Here is a 22,848-nt window from a genome sequence, read left to right as displayed (position 1 = left end):
ATTTTAAAAATAAAAATAGAAAAAGTATGACAATTTGTCATATATTTAGTTGAGGATAACAACTCTATCAAAAAAGTCTTTTATGTTAAAGCTTGTTCTATCTTCTTTTACATCTGGAAGAAGTTGTGTAAATTGCAGTTTTTCAGAGAGTTTTTGTAGTTCAGCATCTACACCAAATATAAGAGCATATCGTTCAAGAGTCAATCTAATGTCAATATTATCAGGGTTGTTTTGTATCGCCAATTCTATTTCAACAAGATACGATAGTTTAAAAGTTGCAGTTATAGTATTTAGGAGGTAGTCTATACCTAGGTAAGGAGTAAATATTTCTTGAACCTTAGGAGTATTCCCTTCATTCGCATATTTAGTAGCTTGTTCTTTTTGCATCTCAAATTTTTTGTGGTAATCACTAAATATACTAGAGAGTTCTAAAAAGTCTAGCTCTGAAATGATTTCATAAACGGCGTGAATATTATCTTCTTCAATTAACTCTTGGAGTTCTAGTTTAGCATCTATAGTATCTTCAACTTCAATAACTTTGTCATAAAATGGAGTAAAATCTATAAGGTAGTCTGCTACTTGTAGGGCTTTATCGTAATGACCTTCGTGTTCTATTTTTAAAAGTTGTGAGTATGTTTGATTTCCAATTTCTACAACTTTTGTATATAGTGCCTCTTCGGTTAAAAATTGATTTTTCTGTACAAGATTAAAATATACTTTAAAATTTCTAACTTTTATGAGTTTTGAAGAACGAACAAATACTTTATGGTGTTGTAAAAGATTGTTGATCATGCTTTTTTTTGATTCTACTGCTAAATATGGAGAGATAGTTTCTTTAGCATGTTGTATAGCTTCTGGTGTGTCTTTTGCAAACATCCCTTTTGCAAGTTGAAAAACTTTATAAAAATCCTTATCTAGTTCTTTGTAACTTTTTGTAGTTTTTAGGTACTCTTTTTCATCAGCAAACTTAAGTGCTACTATCTTGCTACCTCTTTGTACTAAATCTTCAAAGTGTTTATAGTTTGCAACATTGGCATTTAAAAATATAAACTCCTCTTTTTTCTTAGTATCCCAGAAAAATGGTTTAGCTAATTTTTCTGCTCTCTCTAAATCTTTTGCCGCAATAATATCTTTTGCCATATCTAAAACTTGAGGCCAGACTTTGTCATAGTTTTTAACGATTTCACTTGTCATTAAAAATATATTAGATTTCATCAAAGATGTTGCTTTTGCAAATTTATTGCTTTTTAGGTTTAGTTCAAACTCTTTATATAAAAAATCCATATCTACGATTTTTAGTTCACCATTTGAATATCCGATATATAAAGTTCTACAGTTAACTTTCAATGTTGTAACACCAAAGTTATCAACTCTGAATTTTCTTAAAAGTATTAAATCATCAATCTTGAAGATATATAAGATATCTCCTTTTGTACCAACTAAAACATGATTAAAACCAACTCTAACCATTGAAGTTGGCCACTCATTAAATACTGTGTCGCCAAAGATAAGTTCGTCATTTTTTATGGAGTAAGAAAATATCCTTCTATCTCTTGTTATCCCTACCACACCGCTGTCATCATCAAAAAAGATAATATCTTCAACCGTATCACTTACTTCAACTTTTGAAATAAGTGTGTGTTTATCAATGTTTTGAATCTCTATGGCTTTATCATACGCACCGATACATACAAGTTTTGTGTTATGTGAAAAAGTTGCACAGCTAATAAAGTCAGCTCTTGGCTCTAGTGAAAACTGAGATCTTTTTGAGTCTGGGTCATAAAAATAGACAATTCCATCTTCTCCACCTATAAGGAGTGTTTTTGCGTCTGGAGAAAATTTAGCATAAGAAACATTTCTCTTGTTTAGTTCAATAGGTAAACTTTGTGATAATTCATGGTTGTTAATGGTAAAAATAGAACCACTACTGCTTTTAAAAAAAGATTCATATACATCTAGATTTTTAGAAATACAAAGTGATTTTTCATAGATGTGTTTGTCTTCTTGGGAGTCAAGTAAAACATAGTTGTCCACTAGGGTATAGGTTTCGATGGAGTAGATAAATAGCCTATATTTATTATCGAGAATACAGATATTATTATTTATTATTTCTATACTTAAAATTGCACCTGGTATTTTTAATTTTCCAACTTCATTTAACATGATTAAATTATAACTAAATTATATTCACAAAGAAAGGCTACAATTTGATATAATATCTTTATGAAAAAAAATCAAGACCTTTTTGAGATTACCTAAGATACTTCTTCAAAAATAGCATCAAGTAAACCATCTACAAACTCATACTTGTCAAATGGAACTAAATCCTCAGGTTGTTCTCCTGTTCCTACATAAAGGATAGGAAGTTCAAGAGCATAAGCGATAGAAAATACAGAACCACCTTTTGCAGTTCCATCTAGTTTTGTGATGATAATTCCATCTATACCTATCATCTCATTAAAAGCTTTTGCCTGAGCTATTGCTGAGTTTCCTTGTGTTCCATCGATGATTAGAATAGTTCTATGTGGTGCTCCCTTATGTGCTTTATCACAGATGCGGTTTATTTTTTTGAGCTCATTTGTGAGGTTTGTTTGAGTGTGAAGTCTTCCTGCTGTATCTATGATAACATTGTCAAAACCTTTTGACTTTGCGGAGTTTATAGTATCATAAGCAACGGCTGATGAGTCATGTCCTTGAGAAGAAGCAACTATGGGAATATCAAGTTTTTTTGACCAAAGTGTGAGTTGTTCTATGGCTGCTGCTCGAAAGGTGTCTCCTGCCCCAAGTATTACTTTTTTGCCTTCATTTTTATATCTTTGAGCAAGTTTAGAAATGGTTGTTGTTTTTCCTGCTCCATTTACACCAACAATGAGTTCTACAAAAGGAGCTTGATATTTTGGTTCTTTGTAAGTTGTGTAAGCTAGAGTTGCTAAAAGCTTAGAGCGTAAAACATCTCTAGTGATTTTGCTCTGATAAGTTTGCTCAATGATGATTTCAACTAAGTCATATTCAACATCAGCTTCTAGTAAAATATCTTCAAGCTCATCTTTTGTAAAAGAGATTTTCTTTTTAGGTGCAACACTTTTTATAGCCTCTGCTGTTTTAGATAAAGATTTTTTTATAAAACCAAACATATTTTAAAACCTACTTTTCTAAAGCTAGTTTTATATCATTTTCTATAAGTTCTTCTTCGATAGCACCTATAAAATGATTTATATATTTTCCATCTTTATATAACGCCATGATAGGAATAGGATATCTCTCTCCCAGTTTTAACTCATTTACTATTGTGTCTGCTAAACGACGATTTGTTTCAGAGTTTACAAGAGTATAAGTAGCGTTATATTTTTCTCTAAAGTCTTGTAGTTTTGAGTCTAATATTTTATCTTCGATGCTAATACCGATAATAATTAAATCGTCTTTGTATTTTTCTTGAAGAGAGCTAAGATGAGTTGCTGCTCCACGACAAGGAGGACACCAAGTTGCAAAAATATCAAATATAATAACTTTTCCTTCAGCACCTTTTAGTAAAAATCCAGAACCCTCTTTTTTTACAATATATTGTTTTTTATCAAGTGCTGTAAGAACATATTCATTTGCTGAAACCATATTGTTCGCATTTTTATTATCATCGCTACTACAACCTAAAAATAGTAATGTGGAGGTTAAAATAAGTGTAAGTGTAATTTTTTTAAACATAAAAGACCTTTGTTTTATTTTTTATTGTAAAATATGTGAAATTATAACGGAAAGTTTTTATATGCCTCTTACAAAATCGATATTTAGAAAAAATTGTATAAAAAAAATAAAAAATGCTCCTAAAGAGAGTAGATATTATCGTAACGCAATGATAAACAGACGACTGATGTCTGAACTTAAAAATGTTAAAAATGCAAAAATACTGTTTTACTATCCTCTTTCATTTGAAGCAGACATAAGAAAAACACTTAACAAAATGCGTAAAAATTGTGAAATATTGATACCATTTATGCAAGATTCAAGTTTTAAGATAGTACCATTTAGATTACCGCTCAAAAGAAAGAATTTTGGAATTTATGAAGCGGGAAATACTATAAGAAATATAAATAAAATTGATATAGCCATAGTACCTGCGGTTGGAATAGCAACTGGGATAGATGGTAGATTACAAAGAGTAGGATTTGGAAAAGGAATGTATGATCGTTTCTTTGCAAAGTTAAAAAAAAGACCATACACAATTTTTATACAACCAGAAATTTGTTTTACTAAAGAAGATATTTGCGATTCATATGATATCGCGTGTGATTTACTATTGACACCCAAAATTGCTATAAGGCCCAGAAGGTATGTTGGTTAGAGAATAGGAAAAAAAATGATAAATGAAGTTCTACTAAGTGGTGCAATATCCACAGTAAGTGGGCTTGTTGGATTTTTCATCTCTAAAAAAATTACTAATGCTAATTTTGATATTTATGTAGATAAAGCAAAAGCAAAAGCAAGTGCAATAGAAAATGAGGCACAGCATCTTTTGCATAAAGCAAGCCTCAAATCAAAAGAAATAGAGCTTGAAGCTACAAAACATTATGAGAGTGCGAAAGATAGAGCAAAGGCAGATTTACATCAACGAGAAGATGATGTAATCAGAAAAGAAAATAGTTTTAAACGCTATAAACAAAATGAAGATAGAAGAATAAATAACGATGCAAGAGCGATAGAAACGAGAAAAATTGATTTACAAAGAAATGAGAAATCAGTAAAATCTTTAAAAGATAAATATGAGATAAAAATCGATGAAGCACTGCATACGATAGAGCATAGTGCAGGAATGACACAAGATGAAGCGAAAGATGTTTTACTTAAGAAGATAGAAGAAAAATCACGCGCTGATATAGCTCATATAGTTAGACGATATGAAAATGAAGCAAAAAAAGAAGCAAAGAAAAAAGCAAACTATATACTCGCAGTTGCGACAAGTCGTTTTGCTGGAGATTTTGCATCTGAGAGATTAACTTCACTTGTGCATCTAGACAATGATGAGTTAAAAGGTAGAATCATTGGTAAAGAGGGTAGAAATATTAAAGCCCTTGAAACCTTGATGGGTGTTGATATTATCATAGATGACACTCCAAATGCCATACTAGTAAGTAGTTTTAACCTGTATAGACGGGCAATAGCGACTAAGACTCTAGAACTTCTAATAGAAGATGGTCGAATCCAACCTGCTAGAATAGAAGATATTTTTTCTAAAGTAAATGATGAGTTTGAAGCTGGCATACTTAATGAAGGTGAAGAGATAGTTGCAAGCATGGATATCGGAGTAATGAATCCAGAGCTAATGAAGCTTATAGGAAAACTTAGATACCGCGCAAGTTATGGTCAAAATGCTTTGGCTCATACACTTGAAGTAGCGCATTTGGCTGGATTGATGGCAGCAGAAATGGGCGGAGATACGAGGTTGGCTAAAAGAGCAGGTTTACTCCATGATATAGGAAAGTCTTTAACACATGACCATGATGGGAATCATGTAGATTTAGGTGCAGACTTATGCAACCGTTACAATGAAAACGAGATTGTTATAAATGCTATATACGCTCATCATGGGCATGAAGATATACACTCTATTGAGTGTGCGGCTGTTTGTGCTGCAGATGCACTTTCTGCTGCAAGACCAGGAGCAAGACGAGAAGTTTTAGAGAGTTTCTTAAAAAGAGTAACTCAAATAGAAGAGATAGCATCTGGACATAGTGGAGTTAGACAAGCTTACGCTATAAATGCAGGCAGAGAAGTAAGAGTTATTGTTAATGCTACTCTAATCAATGATGATGAGTCAGTTTTAATGTCAAGAGAGATAGCAAAAGAGATAGAAGATAAAGTTCAGTACCCAGGTGAAATAAAAGTAAATGTAATACGCGAGAGCAGAGCAGTTGAGTACGCTAAATAGTTTTAAATCTTTGGTATAATGCCAAAAACAAGGAAATAAATTGTCAAAAAGAAAACCAGCAAATAATGTCGAAAAACCAAAAAAAAGCACAAAATCTGTAGATACTATGGTCGATTTTATGATTATTGTAGGAGTTAGTTTAACACTTTTTTACGGTGCAAATCTTTTAGGTGCTCCAACTTGGTTAAGCTTAGGTATAGTTGCCATTTGGGGTGGTTTTACAGGCTACAAGCCAAAAATAGTAAGAATTCCTTTTAGTTTTATGTATAAGAGAGAGGAAGATTCAAAGTAGTTTGTAGCCTACTTTGAGTTTTTGAAGTTCATTTTTAAACAGTTCAAAATATTCTCTAACTTCTTTTTCTTCATAACCACTAAGGGATAGTTCAACTTGAGGTTTTTTATTTATAAAAATAGGTAGAGATGACAACTCAACACTTGGTGGTAAAAGTTTCATTTGCTCAATGAGTGTATCTTCACTTGTGTTAGCAAGTAGGGTAAACCTAAACTTTTTTTTACTTTGTGAACATAAACTTTTGATGACATCTTTTATCATTGGATGTGCCATTTCTGGAAATCCAGGAGTGAAGAAAAATCTATCTTCTAAACAAAATCCTGACATATTGTTCACTTCATTAAAAAGTAACTTGGCATCTTGAGGTAAATCTGACATATGAATTCTATTTGGATATGCTTTTTTTTTAAACCTATCTATAATATCTTGTTCAAACTTTTTATGGCGCACTAAAGGCTTTTGTGTAAATATTTCAGATGCTATCTCTCTTGTTAAATCATCAGGAGTTGAGCCGATACCACCAAACGAAAAAAGTACAGAGTTCTCATCAGACTTTATAAGAGAAAAACTTTTTTTCATAAGCTCTTTATCATCTTTTACAATAAACGAGGCAAAAAGTTCTTCATCATATTTTTGTAGTTCATCACGAACAAATTTAAAATGCTTGTCTTCTCGTCTAGCATTTAAAATTTCAGTACCGATGATCAGAGCGTAAAAATTAATACTCATCTTCCATCTCATTTATTTCTGAATCATCGTACGGGTCCATATGAATGATAGTATGAACCATTTTATCTTCAAAAAGATTTTTAATTTTTAACTCTATTTTGTCTGCGATTGTATGTGCATCATATAAAGAGATGCTAACATTAAAAACAGCGTGAACAGAGATGAAAATATGTGAACCAGACTCCCTTGTTTGGAGAAAATGATAATCATTAATATCTGTTTGCTTTGCTAATATATTCTCTATTTTTTCTATGTCTTCTTGAGGTAGGGCAGCATCTAAGAGCATTAAAATTCCTTCTTTAATGATAGGAATAGAAGAGTAAATCATAAATATCGCGATACCAATACCTAAAATAGGGTCTATTAATTGTTCTCCTGTCATTGAAATAAGAGCTAATGCCATTAGAACTGCACCGTTTGAGAAAAGGTCAATTTTGTAATGTAGTGCGTCTGCTTTTATAACCATATTTTTTGTTTTTTTTGCAACATAGTTTAAAAACATTACTAAAAAGAAAGTAATGATAAGTGAAACTAACATTACCCAGATGCTACTTTGCATAAATGTCATTTCTCTTGGATGAAATATTTTAACGAGAGCTTCATAAAGTATGAAAAGAGCAGATAGAGAGATAACTGTTCCCTCTATTACAGCGGCAAGTGGTTCAATCTTATTTCTTCCAAAGTTAAACTGCTCATCAGCATTTTTTTCTGCAGTATTAAGAGCAAAATAGTTAAATAGTGAAATAGTAAGGTCAAGTAAACTATCAATTGCAGATGCTAATACAGCGATAGAACCACTTAAGATGCCAACTGTCATTTTCATCAAGACAAGAACTCCAGCAACAGAGGTTGATACAAGGGTGGCTTTTTTTTCTAAACGCATTAAAATTCCTATGAGTAATTATGGTCTGTATCTTTTAGCTATAATTATACAAAAATTTACTTAGATAAAGAATAAAATGAACTTAAAAGATTTAAGAATAGACAGAGAAAAATGGATGACTTGGAAAAATATAAAACCACTTCGTGAAGCATTGGAATCATTATGCGATGGCTCATTTAAAGTTGAGCTTGGTGATGTTATAAAGATAAGCGGTGCAAATGAATATGAAGTGAAAAATATCGCAAAAATGATGATGCCTTGGAGAAAAGGACCATTTGAGATTTTTGATACTTATATAGATGCAGAATGGAAAAGTAATATAAAATATAAGCTCTTGAGAAAACATTTTAATTTAAAAGATAAAAAAGTTGCCGATATAGGGTGTAATAATGGTTACTATCTTTTTCGTATGCAAGAAGACAAACCAAAACTTTTAGTTGGTTTTGACCCATCTCCTTTGTATAAAACGCAGTTTGATTTTATAAACCATTTTGTAAAAAGCGAGATAGTTTATGAGTTGCTTGGTGTTGAGCATCTAGAGCTTTATGATGAGAAGTTTGATATTATCTTTTGTTTGGGAGTTCTTTATCATAGAAGTGACCCCGTAGCGATGTTAAAATCACTTTTTAAGGGTTTAGAAAATAAAGGTGAAGTTATATTAGATACTTTTTATATAGATGCAAAAGAAGAGATGTGCTTATGCCCAGAGTCATCTTACTCAAAAATACCAAATATATATTTTGTACCTACTATACCAGCCCTGCAAAACTGGTGTTTAAGAGCAGGTTTTAGTAGTTTTGAAGTTTTAGAAACTTCCACTACAGATGCTTCGGAGCAGAGAAAAACATCTTGGATAGAGGGGCAGTCTTTAGAAGACTTTTTAGATGCGAATGATAAATCAAAAACGGTAGAAGGCTATCCAGCTCCAAAAAGAGTATATGTAAAACTGATTAAGGATAAAAAATGAGTGATAATAAAAAAGAAGTAGTAAATGATGATGAGTTAGAGCTTGATGATTATAGAGAAGATGAAGAAAACTTAGTTGAAATACACACACATGAATCTATAAATCGTGACTTGACAGGTGAAGTTATAAGACTAGAAAAAGGTTATGTAGAAACAAGACTTACAACAATTTCTGAGATGGTTGCTGATGATGAAGGTTTGATTCATGGAGGTTTTGTATTTAGTGCTGCTGATTATGCAGCAATGCTTGCTGTAAATGAGAGAAATGTAGTTTTAGTTGGAAGTGAATGTCAGTTTTTATCTCCTGTAAAGTTTAATGATGAAGTGAATTTTGTAGCAAGAGTTAGACATAAAGAGGGTAGAAAGAGAAATGTTCATGTGGAAGCTCATGTCTTAGATATAAAAGTTTTCGAGGGAGAATTTAAAACTGTTATAACTGAAAGACATGTTTTAAAATTAAAGCTTCTAGATAATGAAGACGAGTAAATTTTTAGTTTTTTTTTAGCAGTTAATAAAAATACTCCGAAATCTTTATGCGGTTTACTTATGGTGTTGATATCTTCAAACTTTACCTGAGTAAAACCCGCTTTTTCTATAATATCTGACAGTTCTTTTTCATTAAAACCAAAGTGAAAAACACCTGCATTATCAGAGTGAAAACTTCCATCTTCACTTTGTAAGTCAGCGATAGCTATGAAACCATTATCTTTTAAATTTTTGTAAATAGTTTTAAAAAATAGTTCTAAATTTTTAACATGATGAAGAGTCATAGAACTAACTAAACCATCAAATTTTTGATTTAGTGGCTCTTTTACAATGTCTTGGCAAAAAGTTTGTATGTTTAACTCAGGAGTATTTTTAGCTTTTAGTTTTTCAAGCATACTTGCAGAAGTATCTACTCCATAAACTTGTCTTACATTCTTTGCGATTTCAAAACCAAGGAGTCCTGTTCCTACTCCAAAATCTAAGATATCCATATTAGATGTTAAGTTCATATTTTTAGAAATAGCATCTGCGATTTTTTTTGCACCATTTGTTCTTCTTGTTTCTTGGTCCCAATCACTCGCTCTATTTTCAAAATGGTCTTTGATCATTAAAGTTGTCCTATCCAGTAGTCTGCTAATTGTTGTTCTTGTTTTATGGTTGTTGTACCACCATGTCCAGGGTAGAGAGTTTTGTCAAAGTCAAACTTTTTAAATCTTTGTAAACTATCTTTCATATCAGAAGTAGAAGAGTAAGGAAAATCAGTTCGCCCGATTGAACGCTCAAAAAGAAAATCTCCACTAAACATAGCATCTCCTATCTCTATCATAGAACAGCCTGGGCAATGCCCTGGAAAATGATGAAACTTAATCTTAACTCCTTGCAAGTTTAACTCTTCATTTGGCTCAACTTCAACATCTGGAGTAGAGGGGGGTAGGTCTGGCATCCAGCTACTCTCTTTAAGTAACATTACATCACCCTTTGGAGTGTAAAGTTTTACATTTAGTTTTTTTTGCAACTCGTCATTTGACCAAACATGATCAAAATGTCCATGAGTATTTAAAATAGCAACAGGATTTGTCACATTTTTTACAACCCACTCAGTCGCATTTACTCCTGGGTCAATTATAAAATCTTTCTCATCTACTGTGATAATGTAACAGTTTGTTTGGTAAATACCCATTGCTTGGACTTTTATCTGCATAAGTTTTCCTAAATTTTTTGTGATTGTAACAAAATTATACAAACAGTAGAACTAAAATGTTACTAAATTTAGATATAATGTTCTTTCTTAAAGAAATTTAAAGGTTTCAAAAAAACATGAGTAAATATTCGCAAATTTCAGATTATTTAGAACGGTTTTTAGACAATGAAGTTCGTAAAACTTCAATAAATAAAGTTGTGATTGGTCTTAGTGGTGGGTTGGATTCTGCTGTTGTGGCAGTTTTAGCACATAAAGCTTTTAAAGATGATTTACTTTGCGTGAAAATGCCTTCTCATTACTCCTCTAAAAACTCTTTAGATGATGCAGATGCTCTTTGTAAAGATTTTGGTATGAGAAGTGAAGAAGCATCTATTGAACCTATGTTAAAAGCATATGAAGAGTTAAATCCAAATATGGACAATTTAAGAAAAGGTAACTTTTCATCTCGTATGAGAATGTCAACAATTTTTGATATTTCGGCAAGAGAAAATGCTTTAGTTTTAGGAACTAGTAACAAGAGTGAGCTTATGTTAGGTTACGGGACACTTTTTGGTGACTTGTCAAGTGCCATAAACCCCATCGGCGACCTTTATAAAAGTGAAGTTTATGAACTAGCAAAATATTTAGGTGTAACACAAAGCATAATTGAAAAAGCTCCTTCTGCTGATTTATGGGACGGACAGAGTGATGAAGAAGACTTGGGTTACACTTATGCTCAGTTAGATGAAGCGATGAAGCTTTATGTTGAAGACAGATTAACAAAAGAAGAGATAGTTAAAAAAGGTATAGATGCCAAGATGCTAGATATGATAATCCGAAGAATTTTCGGTAATCACTTTAAGAGAAAGATGCCAATAATCGCAAAACTAACATCAAGAACGATAAACCATGACTTTAACTATCCAAGAGATATAACTTTATAAAATTAAGGAAGATTAAGATGAGAATACCATTTAATAGATATGAAAGCGGACGAGAAGAACATGGTAATGTAGCAGATGTTTTAGAAGCAGAAGATTTAAACCAAGTAGTTCAACTTGAAGATGAGTTTGCTTCTTATGTTGGAGTTGAATATGCTCTTGCTACATCTCATGGAACATCAGCCTTGCATCTTGCTATGTTAGCACTTGATTTAAAACGAGGGGATAAAGTTGTTTGTAGTGTAAATGCACATCCAAGTTTACCTGAGGTTGTTCGTCATTTTGATGCAGAACCTATTTTTATAGACATAGAGCCACAAAGTTATAATATTAATCTAGACTCTTTAGAAACTTACCTAGAAGATAACCAATCTAAAAAACTAAAAGCTGTGATTGTTACTCATGTTGGTGGGTTGAGTGTTGATTTGGAGAGACTTTACTCAATAGCTAAAATTTATAATGTAAAGATAGTTGAAGATGCTAGTGAAGCCTTAGGTGCAACTTGTAATGGTAAAAAGATTGGTTCTACTGGTGCAGATATTACCTGTTTTAATTTTTCTTCACATTTAAAGAAAAACATATGTAATGGCGGTATGCTTGTAACTAATGATGATGAGATAATGGAGCGAGCAAAACTTTTAAGAAACCATGCCATAGAGCGTGACGAGGATTCATTGGAGTATATTTATGATGTTGTAGATATTGGTAATAACTACTCAATGAGTGAGTTAGAAGCAGCATATATAAGAGCGCAAATAAAAAAACAAGATAAAAATATACAAAGACAACAAGAGATAGCAAGTATGTATGCTAAAGCACTTGAAGGAACTCCTCATATCACTTTACCAGATATGTCAAATGACGAACATCCTTTTTCTTTGTACATTATAAAAGTTGATAAAAATCGTGACTCTTTTGCACTAGAGCTTAAAAAAGTTGGTATTGAGTGTGGACTTCACTATATTCCACTTCATCTTTTAACTTACTATAAAGCAAAGTATTCATTAAAAATTAACAATTTTCCAAAAGCCCTACAAAGTTATCAGCAAGTTTTATCTATTCCCATATATGGAAGTATGAGCGATAAAGAGGTAAAATATGTTTGTGATAAAATAAAACAAATAGCTAAAACTAGAGTTTAAAAGGTTTGAAAAAAAGTTTAGTTTTTTGGGTTGAGCAGTATTTTTATAATCCTACTTTACTCCAAAAGCTACTCTCTACTTTACTACTTCCCCTAAGTTGGATTTACTGTTTTGGTATGTTTATCCGATTTAAAACTTCAAAACAAATAGATTTTGGTATAGATATTGTTAGTATTGGAAACTTAAGTGTTGGAGGAAGTGGAAAAACTCCACTCGTAACTGCTCTTGCTTTAAAATATGAAAATGTTTGTGTTATTCTTCGTGGATATGGAAGAGATAGTGAAGGTCTGCAAGTTGTCAAAGATAGAGATAAAATCTTGTGTGAGGTAAGTGTTAGTGGCGATGAAGCTATGATATACGCACATAAACTTCCAAGTGCAATAGTTATAGTTAGTGAAGATAGAAAAAAAGCGATACTTAAAGCTAAAGAGATGGGAGCAAAGATAGTTTTTTTAGATGATGCCTACTCAAAGCATGATATAAAAAAACTAGACTTTATTATTGATGTAAAGACAGATAACAAAAGTTGCCTTCCTTCAGGTGCTTTTAGAGAGAAACTTTGGAATGAAAAAGAGGCTTTTGTACTAAAAGAAAATAAAGATTTTACAAGGCTAGTAGAACTTAAAAATAAAAGTGCTAAAATGTCACTAGTAACAGCCATAGCAAGACCATCACGATTGGATGAGTTTTTGCCTGAAGTTGTAAGTAAGAATTATTTTGAGGACCATTACAGTTACAAAAAAGAAGAGTTAGAAGAGATTTTGAAAAAAGATAAGTCAGACAGCCTTTTAGTAACTTACAAAGATTATGTAAAGATTCAAGCTTTTGAATTACCAATATCTTTACTTGATTTGGAAGTAAAAGTCGAACAAGAAATATTTGATATAATAGACCAATATAGGAAGAAATAGTGCAAAAAAAGATAGAAACAGTAAAAACCCTACTTGAGGCATTGCCTTTTATAAAAGAGTTTAGAAATGAGATAGTTGTTATTAAGTATGGTGGTTCAGCACAAACATCTGCAAAATTAAAAGAAAAATTTGCTGAAGATATTTTACTTATGTATCTTGTTGGGATTAAGCCTGTTATAGTTCATGGTGGTGGAAGTAAAATTACTGAGATGCTAGATGCACTAAATATTGAAACAAAGTTTATAGATGGACAAAGAGTTACAACTAAAGAAGTTATGAGAATAGCAGAGATGATTTTAAGTGGTGAGATAAATAAAGAGATAGTTTCACTTCTAAACTCTCATGGAGCAAAAGCCATAGGTATAAGTGGTAAAGATGCTCACTTTATAACTGCTAAAGCAAAAGATTTTGCTAAGTGGGGACTAACTGGAAATATCAACGCTGTTAAACCAATAGTTCTCTCAAAACTCATCGCTGATAAGTTTGTACCTGTAATCGCTCCAATAGCAGCAGGAGAAGAGATGGGACACCCTGGCTTTAACATAAATGCAGACCTTTGTGCATCTCATGTAGCAAAAGCAATAGGAGCAAATAAAATCATCTTTTTAACAGATACAGCAGGTGTTTTAAACAAAGACAAAGAACTCATAGCTACTCTAACAAAAGCTGAGGTAGAAGCACTTAAAGCAGATGGAACTATAAATGGTGGAATGGTACCAAAGGTAGATGCTTGTTTAGAAGCCATAAATGGAGGAGTAAAAAAAGCTCACATAATTGATGGAAGATTAGAGCATTCGATGATACTGGAACTTTTTACATCTGAGGGTGTTGGAACTGAGATAGTTCAGTAAAACTTTTATTGAAATAGATAAACAATTGTAGTATAATGTAGATACAGAAGGATACATTATGAAAAAAGCAATTAATATTCGTATGGACGAAACACTACTTACGGACTTAGACGCTTATGCTCATGAGTTAGAGCGTTCAAGAACTTTCATCATTGAAAAAGCAGTTAGCATGTACTTTGATACTTTAGATGAAATGATTTCAGACAAAAGAATAGACGAACTAAAAGCAGGAAAAACTGAAGTTTATTCTCTCAAAGAGGTAGCTAAGCGTTTAGGTCTTAATTAATGTTTAAAGTAATCATTCCAAAAGCTACTTTTAAAGAATTACAAAAGATAGATGCAGAGAATCAAAAACTTGTATTTTACAAAATTAAAGACTTAGAATTAGGTATTTTCGCATCAGATAAAGCCTTAAAAGGGAAACACAAAGGTAAATTTAGAAAAAGGGCTGGAAACTACAGAATAATTTATTTAAAAGAAAATGATATTTTAGTAATAACACTTATCAGAATAGCTCACAGAAAAGAAGTATATTAAAAGTCTAAAGCCTTTATGTCAATGAAATGTTATAAATGAGAATGTATCGTATTTCTATATAGGCATTCCACCTTGAGAAAGGTGGAACTAGGAATTAGTTAACTATTAATTTTTATATTCTATTGCTTTATTGATAGCTTCAACTATACCAACAATAGCTTCCTTATTCTTGTCTGTAAGAGCTTTTACTTCTCCACTATTTGTTGAAACTATAACTGTATATTTTTTAGATGAACTTATAAATATAATAATTGCTAGAATGATTAGTCCTATTCCAAGTTCCGTAATAAAAGATAAAGAAAAGAGTCCTCCAATGAAAATTATTATTGAAACTATAATACCAATAGAACTTTCAGAACCTATTTTAACAGAGCTTATATTAGATATAGAATAAGTACTATTTTCGACAATAAATCTATTACTTGTAACTTTTATTCCATCAGCAGTACAAAAAACTTTTTCTTTATCTATCTTTATTTCTTTCAATTCTGTTTCATTAAGCATACTTCCACAATGTTTACATTTTATTGCACCTTCTTTGATATCTTCTTTACAATATGGACATTCCATTCTTTAACACCTTTTTGAAATAATTTTAGAGTACATTTTACTATAGTTAGACTTAATATTAATTATATGTACTATTCCAGAAGCAAGTGCTATGGGTAAGAAATAAAATTAGATTGAGCCTATAAAAGTTCTAACTAAAAAAAGTTAAGCTGTTATTATCATTGTGATGATATAATCGCAAATAAATAATATAATTAAGGTTTGAAATGTACGGATTATTTGAAGATGAAAATGATATATTTATGGGTTCTCCTGAGAGTAAGTTGATGGACATAATGTTCAATGCGAACAATGATGTTGTTAGGTTTGATTTAACAAATTTTATAAGAAGAAGAGCTGCTATGGAACTTGTTCTAGAAAAGCAACTTGGTGAAGATTACGATGATAAAATCTCAAGATTTATGGGAAGTGATCGTGATGAAGTTGAAACTAAAATGAAAAGTTTATGTATAGAATTGATGGGTGAAATAGTTTCAAAAAGTGAGTAGATAGGGTGAAGTTTTTTTTAAGGATTTTTCTTTTTTTAGCACTTAGTTTAAGTGCTCTTCATGCAGATGAGTTTAGAGATATTTCTAGTGTATCTTTGAAAAAGGATGAAGTAAAGAAAATTCTTGTAAAATATGGTTCAGTTTCTAAACTATTTAAGTTCAGATGGACACTATATAAAAATGATGGTTTGATTATTCATCGTTCTTACGACAGAGTAGTAGCACAAAATATTCTTTATCTTAGATATAAAAATGAAAGTTTTAGAGTTGTATTAAAACCTAAAGGTGCTGATTATTACAAAGTTCCTTATTTATTAGTACAGTTTAAAAAATTTGATTTTGAAAAAAATGAAGCAATATTTGAGTTATTATTATCTGATAAAAGTATGTCAGTAAATTTAAAACATTTGAATAACAACTAAAGAGGTGTGATGCAAAGAGTAGAGCATGAAATACAAAGATTGATAAAAGAGATTGATTATGACGAGGTTACTCGTCTTTTTGATATGCTTAGTGGTGGTAAAAGATTACGAGCAAAACTTATTTTAAAAATTGCACCAGAGCAAAAAAATGCTCCTCTCTTAGCTGCAATAGTTGAGCTTATTCATGGTGCAAGTTTGCTTCATGATGATGTGATAGATGAAGCACTTACAAGAAGAGGTGTAGCATCTGTAAATGCAACAGATGGAAGTAAAACTGCTGTAATGCTAGGAGATGTTCTTTACTCAAAAGCTTTTAGTGAGTTAGTACAGTTTGATAAAGAGATAGCTAAGAGTATCGCTTCTTCTGTTACTTCTCTTTCTTGTGGAGAGATGCAAGATGTAAAAATGGCAGAAGAGTTTAATGAAGATGAAGATAAATATCTTAAAATGCTTTATCTTAAAACTGCTACGCTTATAGAAGCAGCAGCTTACGCATCTGCACTTTTAGCAGGGAAAAATGCACACTCTTATGGCATCTATGGTAAAAATCTTGGTCTATCTTTTCAGATAATTGATGATATTTTAGATATTACTTCAGACTCCACAACACTTGGAAAACCTGCTATGAATGACTTTGTAGAGGGAAAGTGTACTCTTCCTTACATCCATTTATATAAAGAATTAAATAAAGAAGATAAGCAAAGGTTGAAAAATTCACATGCTAAAAGCATAAGTGAAGAAGAGGTTCTTTGGATAAAAGCAAAAATGAAAGAGCATAAAAGTATTGAAAAATCATATGAACTTGCTCAAACACTATCAAATGAAGCGATGCTTGCTGTAAAAGATGATGTAGAGTTGATAGAAATCCTTAAAACAATGATAAAAAGAAGTTATTAATGCATTATTTAAATATAAGTTTTTCACACAAAAATTCTCCTCAAGAGATACGAGAAAAGTTATCTTACCCAGATAAAGAACATCTAAACGGATGTTTAACCAAACTAAATGAAAGTCCAGCAATAAATGAAAGCATCTTAATTTCAACCTGTAACAGAATGGAAATATTTTGTAGCTGTAATGATATAGTTGCTGCTACACAACATATCTTTGAGAAGTTAACCGCAAGAGTTGGTATAAGTATAGAAGAGTTAGAAGGTCGTGCTGATATTTATGATGATAGTAGTGCTATTCATCATCTATTTATGGTTGCATCTTCACTTGATTCTATGGTTGTTGGCGAAACACAAATCGCAGGACAACTCAAAGATGCTTTTAGATTTTCTTATGATAATGGTTTTTGTGGTCAAAAATTAGCTCGTGCTATGCATAATGCTTTTAAATGTGCTGCAAAAGTTAGAAATGCAACAGAGATTTCTTCAAAGCCTGTTTCCATCGCGAGTGTAGCAGTAGCAAAATTAAAATCTGTTTTAGATAGCGTAGAGGGTAAAAAAACTCTTATCATTGGTGTTGGTGAGATGTCACAAATCACAGCTAAACACATGATTTCTAATGGTGCTGATGTTTATATTATGAATAGAACAAAAGAAAAAGCATTTGTTTTAGCAGAAGAATGTGGAGCAAAAGTTTTAGACTTTGATCAACTTCATACTGTTGTAAATGAGTATGAAATAATTTTTACAGCTACTTCTTCACCAGTTCCTATTATTACAGATGAAATTATAAAACCGTGTGATTTTGATAGGTATTGGTTTGACTTAGCACTTCCTAGAGATATTAACTATCATAAAGGTGAACGAATTAATCTTTACCAGGTAGATGATTTAAAAACTATTGTTGATGAAAACAAAGGTTTAAGAGAAGAAGAAGCTAGAAAAGCACATACGATTATTGGAAGAAGTACAGTTGCATTTTTTGAGTGGCTTGATACTCTAAACATAGAACCAATGATAAAAGAAATATATGCAAAAGCATTTGAAGCCGCAAAGTTAGAGAGTGAGCGAGTTTTAAACAATGGATATATTCCAAAAGAGTATGAAGAAGAAGTTCATAAAATGGCACAGCAAGTTGTTAAACGCTTTTTACATGATATGACTTCAAAGATGAGAAGTGTATCTGAGGAGTCAAAGTCAGATATGATAACAGGAGCTTTACAATTTTTGATAAATAAAGATAAAGAAGTAGAGATGCCAGATAAATACAAATGTGGACATGCATTAAATGTAATTCAAGGATCAAGTAAATGAGAAGAAGTAAAGCCTTTATACCAACAACAAAAGAGGTACCATCAGATGCCTCACTCCCATCTCACCAGTTTTTAGTTCGTGGTGGTTTTATAAACCAACAAGGTGCTGGACTTTATAACTATATGCCACTTGGTAAAATAGTTTTAGACAAGATTAGAACTATTGTAAAAGAAGAGTTAGATAAATCAGGTTGCATAGAAGTTCAACTTAGTTTTGTTACTCCTATGGCTTTATGGGATAAAAGTGGTCGAGCAGATGCTATGGGCAAAGAGATGCTTCGCATACAAGACAGACATCAAAACTCGTTTGTCTTAAGTCCTACAAATGAAGAAGCTATGGTTGAGTTGGTTAAAAATAGAGTAAAAAGTTATAAAGATTTACCTCTAAACTTATACCAAATTAATACAAAATTTCGTGATGAAGCTAGACCTAGATATGGCTTGTTAAGAGGTCGTGAATTTTTGATGAAAGATGGTTACTCTTTTCATGCATCTACAAAGGATATGGTTAGAGAGTTTGACCTGATGGAACAAACTTACAAAAACATTTTTACTAGACTTGGTCTTGATTTTAGAGTAGTTCAAGCTGACAGTGGTGCTATTGGTGGAAGCGGAAGTAAAGAGTTTCATGTTTTAGCAGATAGTGGTGAAGATACTATTGTCATCTGTGACAGTTGTGCTTATGGTGCAAATATTGAAACAATTGACAGCATAGATGATGAATATAATGAATTTACTTATGAAGAACTACAAACAAAAAACATAGAAGAAAAATGTTCTTGTGGTGGAGGGCTTAGTTTTAAAAAGGGCATAGAAGTTGGACATATTTTTCAACTTGGAACTAAATACTCTACGGCACTAGAGGCTACTTTTAATGATGAAAATGGAAAACCAAGACCATTTGAAATGGCAACTTTTGGCATAGGGGTAAGTCGCCTAATAGCATCTGTGATAGAGCAAAATCATGATGAAAATGGTTGCATCTGGACAAAATCAACAGCACCATATATGGTGAATGTAATGGTATCAAATATTAAAGAAGCACCCCAAATGGAGTTGGGCGAAGAGTTATACTCCAGACTCGTAGAGTCTGGAGTCGAAACTATGATTGATGATAGAAAAGAGAGATTTGGTTTTAAAATGAAAGATGCTGAACTCATTGGTTTTCCTTTCACAGTTATAATAGGCAAAGAGTTAGCTAACGGTCTCGTGCAAATTTATGATAGAAAAACAAAAGAGAAAACCTCTGTAAATAAAGATGAAATTTTTGATAAAATAATGGAACTTATATAAGATGAAATATTTTGTAATTTATCTCTTTTTAGAAGTATTGATTTCGGTTAATGTATCATCTGCCATAGGTGGACTGGTTACATTTTTTGAAATTATACTAACGGCTACAATAGGAATCTATCTTCTTATGAACTTTAGAGAAACATTACTTCAAAACATAACTGCGGTTTCTTATCATGCTATTGACTTACGAGAGTTTAAAAGGTTAAATCTGTTTACAATTATAGGAGCAATATTACTTATAATACCAGGTTTTTTAACAGATGCCATAGGTGCTTTAATGCAGTTTAGCGTTTTTACGAGCATGTTGGTAACAAGATACAATGTTAATGCTGGTAATTATGAAGCACAAAAGCAAGAAGAACATATACAAAAAAATATAAAAAAGGATTCAGATGTCATTGATGTTGAAATTATTAGCGACGACACTTCTACTAAGTAGTTTATTAAATGCGACTATATTAAATAAAGATATAGAAAATTTTCTAAAAAAATCGTTTAAAGGCAATCCAAATATTGTTGCACTAAAGGTAAAAGTTGAGCATAGAGTTCCTGTGGAAAAATTAAAAGGCTGGGAAGCTTTTGTTGTAAGTGTAGATGCTACTTTAAAAGCAAAACCTAAAAATAGAAATGTAAAGCAAAAGATGATTTGGTTTAGTAACGGTGAAATAATGACACAAGATTTTGTAGATATGAAATCAGGTATTAGTTTAAAAGAATTAGTTTCTCCATCTTTTAAGCCAGAGTATTATAAAAAAGCAAATCTTATCTATGGTAATGAAAATGCAAAACATAAAGTAGCTATATTTTCAGACCCTTTATGTCCATTTTGTAGAAACTATGTACCAGAAGCTATAAACTATATGAAAAAGCAACCAACTAAATTTGCTATTTATTACTATCATTTTCCACTTCCATCTTTACACCCTGCCGCAGTTGAGTTAGTTAAAGCAGCAATAGTTGCCGAGCTTCAAGGTAAAAAAGATGTTATTTTAAAACTTTACAAAGTGAATGTAGATGCGAAAGAAAGAGATGTTAAAAAAATACTAGCCGCTTTTAACAAAGAGATGAAAACAAATATTAAACCATTAGATTTAAATTCAGATGCTGTAAAAAAATATATTTTACATGATTTAACTGTTGCAGATGCAGTTATGGTTGGGGGAACACCTACTATATTTTTTGATGGAAAGTTAGATAAAACAAAGAGAAAATTTCGAGAGGTTAGATAGATGGAGAAGTTAGTCATTGCAACAAGAGTTTCTCAGTTAGCACTTTGGCAAGCATATCACATAAAAGAGAGAGTTGAAGCATCGTTTCCAGAGATAAAAGTCCAACTAAATGAGATTGTAAGTAATGGCGATAAAGTTTTAGATAAACCTTTAGCTTTGATTGGTGGGAAAGGGCATTTTACAAAAGAGCTTGAAGATGAAATGTTGGCAGGAAATGCTGATATGGCAGTTCATAGTTTAAAAGATGTTCCTACATATATACCTGAAGGCTTAGAGTTGGTTGCTGTTACACAAAGACAAGACCAAAGTGATGTTTTTCTTTCACACAACTTTGCAACTCTTGAAGATTTACCAAAAGGTGCAACAGTTGGAACAACTAGCCTTAGAAGAAGAATGCAACTTTTACAAAAGCGTCCAGATTTAAGAGTAAAAGACTTAAGAGGAAATGTAAATACTAGGCTTAGAAAGTTAGAAGAAGGTCAATATGATGCAATTATCTTAGCATGGATAGGTCTTAAAAGATTAGACTTACTAAAAGATATACCTTTTACACAAAAACTCTCTCTTGATATGATGATACCTCCAATGGGACAAGCTGCACTTGGTATAGAGATAGTTTGTGATAATGAAAAAGTAAGAAAGATTGCCGAGAGTTTAAAAGATGAAAACACTTTTATTTGTACACAAATAGAAAGAGATTTTATATCTAAAATTGGAGCAGGGTGTTCCGCTCCTGTTGCTTGTAATGCTGTAATGAAAGATGATGTTATTACATTTAGAATAATGTTAGGTTTCTCAGATGGAACAAATATAATGCAAGAAAAAGTAGTTGTAAATGTTAGTGAGTCAAAAGATTTAGGCTCTAAACTCGCTAAAAAAATGATAGATAATGGTGCTTTAGATTTGTTGAAAAATGCACAAAAAGTAGCATTTAAAGAAGAGATGCCACAAAGATTGTAAAATACATGGAATATTAAATGAAGAAGGTGTTAGATAAGGTCACTTCTAAACTTTTAGGTAGTGTTCAAGAATCTGTATCATAAGTTTAAAGCTTAGTAATTAAACATGTTATGATATAATATCTCTATGACAAAGCAAGAAATATTAGTATCATTAAAGAAAAATACTCCAGTATTAAGTGAGAAATTTGGCATTAAACAGTTAGCATTATTTGGTAGTTATGCTAAGAATGAACAAACTGAAAATAGTGATATAGATATTTTAGTTGTTAAAATGGAACAAAAAAATATGCTTACACTTTTAAAAGCTAAAAGATTTTTATCAGACTTGTTTGACAAAGAAGTGGATATAGGTCTTTTTGATTCACTTAGACCTTTTATAAAAAATAGAGTACAAAATGAAATGATTTATGTCAAATAGAGTTTATGAACTTTTTTTATTTGATATTTATATCGCGATATTAAAGATAGAACATGTAAGTTCTAAATTTTCTGATTCGGAATCACTAAAACATGATTTTGTGTCATGGGATAGTGTGATACGAGAGTTTGAAATAGTTGGTGAAGCAACTAGCACTCTTATCAAGAATGAAGTTTTATCTAAAGAAAATCAAATAATTGTAGATTTTAGAAATTTACTAATACATCATTATTTTGGTATAGATTCTGAAGAAATATGGAATGTAATAAAGAACGATTTACTTATTTATAAAAATCTTATAATTTTAAAAATACAAAATATTGAGAATAATTTAAAAAACGAGTTATTAACTTCACTAAAAGATGAAAATAAACATTTAAATTTTATTTTACATGAATTAAGCAATATAAAGTAATTATAGG

29 protein-coding genes are annotated in these 22,848 nt (G+C 31.4%); 21 read left to right on the top strand and 8 right to left on the bottom strand.

Going from position 1 to position 22,848, the window contains the following annotated elements:
• Positions 1 to 45 precede the first annotated feature (45 nt).
• The 3 genes from MOV50_RS01160 to MOV50_RS01150 form a co-directional block, all read right to left on the bottom strand.
• Positions 46 to 2,163, bottom strand: a complete 2,118-nt coding sequence (locus tag MOV50_RS01160; protein WP_321778623.1) for a hypothetical protein — start codon at positions 2,161 to 2,163, stop codon at positions 46 to 48.
• A gap of 92 nt (positions 2,164 to 2,255) precedes the next feature.
• Positions 2,256 to 3,134, bottom strand: coding sequence for a signal recognition particle-docking protein FtsY (gene ftsY / locus MOV50_RS01155; protein ID WP_321778622.1), 879 nt, complete (start codon positions 3,132 to 3,134; stop codon positions 2,256 to 2,258).
• 10 nt (positions 3,135 to 3,144) lie between these two features.
• On the bottom strand, positions 3,145 to 3,699 hold the full coding sequence (locus MOV50_RS01150) for a TlpA disulfide reductase family protein (protein ID WP_321778621.1): 555 nt from the start codon (positions 3,697 to 3,699) through the stop codon (positions 3,145 to 3,147).
• Between the two features lie 61 nt (positions 3,700 to 3,760).
• Between MOV50_RS01150 and MOV50_RS01145 the strand changes: the two genes are divergently transcribed.
• Genes MOV50_RS01145 through MOV50_RS01135 form a run of 3 tightly spaced genes read left to right on the top strand, consistent with a single transcriptional unit; the run spans position 3,761 to position 6,212 of the window.
• Entirely contained in the window at positions 3,761 to 4,336 is a 576-nt protein-coding gene (locus MOV50_RS01145; RefSeq protein ID WP_321778620.1) for a 5-formyltetrahydrofolate cyclo-ligase, read from the top strand.
• Positions 4,337 to 4,351: 15 nt separating this feature from the next.
• Positions 4,352 to 5,920, top strand: a complete 1,569-nt coding sequence (gene rny, locus MOV50_RS01140; RefSeq protein ID WP_321778619.1) for a ribonuclease Y — start codon at positions 4,352 to 4,354, stop codon at positions 5,918 to 5,920.
• Between the two features lie 40 nt (positions 5,921 to 5,960).
• Positions 5,961 to 6,212, top strand: coding sequence for a hypothetical protein (locus MOV50_RS01135; RefSeq protein WP_321778618.1), 252 nt, complete (start codon positions 5,961 to 5,963; stop codon positions 6,210 to 6,212).
• On the opposite strand, the gene MOV50_RS01130 is transcribed toward MOV50_RS01135, so the two are convergent.
• Positions 6,204 to 6,941 (bottom strand): competence/damage-inducible protein A, encoded by a 738-nt coding sequence (locus MOV50_RS01130; RefSeq protein WP_321778617.1) that lies wholly within the window; start codon positions 6,939 to 6,941, stop codon positions 6,204 to 6,206. The genes MOV50_RS01135 and MOV50_RS01130 overlap by 9 nt on opposite strands.
• On the bottom strand, positions 6,931 to 7,824 hold the full coding sequence (locus tag MOV50_RS01125) for a cation diffusion facilitator family transporter (protein WP_321778616.1): 894 nt from the start codon (positions 7,822 to 7,824) through the stop codon (positions 6,931 to 6,933). The genes MOV50_RS01130 and MOV50_RS01125 overlap by 11 nt, the downstream gene beginning before the upstream one ends.
• A gap of 76 nt (positions 7,825 to 7,900) precedes the next feature.
• Between MOV50_RS01125 and cmoB the strand changes: the two genes are divergently transcribed.
• Entirely contained in the window at positions 7,901 to 8,791 is an 891-nt protein-coding gene (gene cmoB, locus MOV50_RS01120) for a tRNA 5-methoxyuridine(34)/uridine 5-oxyacetic acid(34) synthase CmoB (RefSeq protein ID WP_321778615.1), read from the top strand.
• Complete coding sequence (locus MOV50_RS01115) at positions 8,788 to 9,276, top strand: PaaI family thioesterase (RefSeq protein WP_321778614.1); 489 nt, start codon at positions 8,788 to 8,790, stop codon at positions 9,274 to 9,276. The genes cmoB and MOV50_RS01115 overlap by 4 nt, the downstream gene beginning before the upstream one ends.
• On the opposite strand, the gene MOV50_RS01110 is transcribed toward MOV50_RS01115, so the two are convergent.
• Both MOV50_RS01110 and MOV50_RS01105 read right to left on the bottom strand, forming a co-directional pair.
• A complete protein-coding gene (locus MOV50_RS01110) occupies positions 9,177 to 9,884 on the bottom strand; it encodes a class I SAM-dependent methyltransferase (RefSeq protein ID WP_321778613.1) in 708 nt (235 codons plus the stop codon). The genes MOV50_RS01115 and MOV50_RS01110 overlap by 100 nt on opposite strands.
• A complete protein-coding gene (locus MOV50_RS01105; RefSeq protein WP_321778612.1) occupies positions 9,884 to 10,477 on the bottom strand; it encodes an MBL fold metallo-hydrolase in 594 nt (197 codons plus the stop codon). The genes MOV50_RS01110 and MOV50_RS01105 overlap by 1 nt, the downstream gene beginning before the upstream one ends.
• A 116-nt stretch (positions 10,478 to 10,593) precedes the next feature.
• On the opposite strand from MOV50_RS01105, the gene MOV50_RS01100 reads away from it, so the two are divergent.
• The 6 genes from MOV50_RS01100 to MOV50_RS01075 are packed head-to-tail and all read left to right on the top strand — an operon-like array spanning position 10,594 to position 14,838.
• The gene (locus MOV50_RS01100; protein ID WP_321778611.1) at positions 10,594 to 11,400 is read left to right on the top strand and encodes an NAD+ synthase; all 807 of its coding nucleotides are present in this window, start codon (positions 10,594 to 10,596) and stop codon (positions 11,398 to 11,400) included.
• A gap of 17 nt (positions 11,401 to 11,417) precedes the next feature.
• On the top strand, positions 11,418 to 12,539 hold the full coding sequence (locus MOV50_RS01095; RefSeq protein WP_321778610.1) for a DegT/DnrJ/EryC1/StrS aminotransferase family protein: 1,122 nt from the start codon (positions 11,418 to 11,420) through the stop codon (positions 12,537 to 12,539).
• A 5-nt stretch (positions 12,540 to 12,544) separates the two neighbouring features.
• Complete coding sequence (locus MOV50_RS01090) at positions 12,545 to 13,450, top strand: tetraacyldisaccharide 4'-kinase (protein WP_321778609.1); 906 nt, start codon at positions 12,545 to 12,547, stop codon at positions 13,448 to 13,450.
• Complete coding sequence (gene argB / locus MOV50_RS01085; protein ID WP_321778608.1) at positions 13,450 to 14,301, top strand: acetylglutamate kinase; 852 nt, start codon at positions 13,450 to 13,452, stop codon at positions 14,299 to 14,301. The genes MOV50_RS01090 and argB overlap by 1 nt, the downstream gene beginning before the upstream one ends.
• A gap of 58 nt (positions 14,302 to 14,359) precedes the next feature.
• A complete protein-coding gene (locus tag MOV50_RS01080) occupies positions 14,360 to 14,587 on the top strand; it encodes a CopG family transcriptional regulator (protein ID WP_321778607.1) in 228 nt (75 codons plus the stop codon).
• The gene (locus MOV50_RS01075; protein WP_321778606.1) at positions 14,587 to 14,838 is read left to right on the top strand and encodes a type II toxin-antitoxin system RelE/ParE family toxin; all 252 of its coding nucleotides are present in this window, start codon (positions 14,587 to 14,589) and stop codon (positions 14,836 to 14,838) included. The genes MOV50_RS01080 and MOV50_RS01075 overlap by 1 nt, the downstream gene beginning before the upstream one ends.
• A 105-nt stretch (positions 14,839 to 14,943) precedes the next feature.
• Here MOV50_RS01075 and MOV50_RS01070 read toward each other — a convergent pair whose 3' ends face one another.
• Positions 14,944 to 15,408 carry a DUF6232 family protein gene (locus MOV50_RS01070; protein WP_321778605.1) on the bottom strand — a complete coding sequence of 155 codons (465 nt, stop codon included), beginning with the start codon at positions 15,406 to 15,408 and terminating at the stop codon, positions 14,944 to 14,946.
• A 206-nt stretch (positions 15,409 to 15,614) separates the two neighbouring features.
• Here MOV50_RS01070 and MOV50_RS01065 point away from each other — a divergent pair, with 206 nt between their 5' ends.
• The 10 genes from MOV50_RS01065 to MOV50_RS01020 all read left to right on the top strand — a co-directional run bounded on the left by MOV50_RS01065 (position 15,615) and on the right by MOV50_RS01020 (position 22,841).
• Positions 15,615 to 15,896, top strand: coding sequence for a DUF2018 family protein (locus MOV50_RS01065; RefSeq protein ID WP_321778604.1), 282 nt, complete (start codon positions 15,615 to 15,617; stop codon positions 15,894 to 15,896).
• Positions 15,897 to 15,901: 5 nt separating this feature from the next.
• Positions 15,902 to 16,318, top strand: coding sequence for a hypothetical protein (locus tag MOV50_RS01060; protein ID WP_321778603.1), 417 nt, complete (start codon positions 15,902 to 15,904; stop codon positions 16,316 to 16,318).
• A gap of 9 nt (positions 16,319 to 16,327) precedes the next feature.
• A complete protein-coding gene (locus MOV50_RS01055; RefSeq protein ID WP_321778602.1) occupies positions 16,328 to 17,215 on the top strand; it encodes a polyprenyl synthetase family protein in 888 nt (295 codons plus the stop codon).
• A complete protein-coding gene (gene hemA / locus MOV50_RS01050; RefSeq protein WP_321778601.1) occupies positions 17,215 to 18,522 on the top strand; it encodes a glutamyl-tRNA reductase in 1,308 nt (435 codons plus the stop codon). Before MOV50_RS01055 ends, hemA begins: the two co-directional genes overlap by 1 nt.
• The gene (gene proS / locus MOV50_RS01045; protein ID WP_321778600.1) at positions 18,519 to 19,814 is read left to right on the top strand and encodes a proline--tRNA ligase; all 1,296 of its coding nucleotides are present in this window, start codon (positions 18,519 to 18,521) and stop codon (positions 19,812 to 19,814) included. The genes hemA and proS overlap by 4 nt, the downstream gene beginning before the upstream one ends.
• 1 nt (position 19,815) lies before the next feature.
• Complete coding sequence (locus MOV50_RS01040) at positions 19,816 to 20,256, top strand: FxsA family protein (RefSeq protein WP_321778599.1); 441 nt, start codon at positions 19,816 to 19,818, stop codon at positions 20,254 to 20,256.
• Positions 20,210 to 21,046, top strand: coding sequence for a DsbA family protein (locus tag MOV50_RS01035; protein WP_321778598.1), 837 nt, complete (start codon positions 20,210 to 20,212; stop codon positions 21,044 to 21,046). Before MOV50_RS01040 ends, MOV50_RS01035 begins: the two co-directional genes overlap by 47 nt.
• The gene (gene hemC, locus MOV50_RS01030; protein ID WP_321778597.1) at positions 21,047 to 22,006 is read left to right on the top strand and encodes a hydroxymethylbilane synthase; all 960 of its coding nucleotides are present in this window, start codon (positions 21,047 to 21,049) and stop codon (positions 22,004 to 22,006) included.
• 126 nt (positions 22,007 to 22,132) lie between these two features.
• The gene (locus MOV50_RS01025) at positions 22,133 to 22,426 is read left to right on the top strand and encodes a nucleotidyltransferase family protein (RefSeq protein ID WP_321778596.1); all 294 of its coding nucleotides are present in this window, start codon (positions 22,133 to 22,135) and stop codon (positions 22,424 to 22,426) included.
• Positions 22,416 to 22,841, top strand: coding sequence for a DUF86 domain-containing protein (locus tag MOV50_RS01020; protein ID WP_321778595.1), 426 nt, complete (start codon positions 22,416 to 22,418; stop codon positions 22,839 to 22,841). The genes MOV50_RS01025 and MOV50_RS01020 overlap by 11 nt, the downstream gene beginning before the upstream one ends.
• The last annotated feature ends 7 nt before the right edge of the window (positions 22,842 to 22,848 follow it).

Source organism: Sulfurimonas sp. (assembly GCF_029027585.1).
Taxonomy (GTDB): domain Bacteria; phylum Campylobacterota; class Campylobacteria; order Campylobacterales; family Sulfurimonadaceae; genus Sulfurimonas.
The sequence above is the reverse complement of the archived record's forward strand: the minus strand, read 5'-3'. Positions and strand labels throughout refer to the sequence as shown.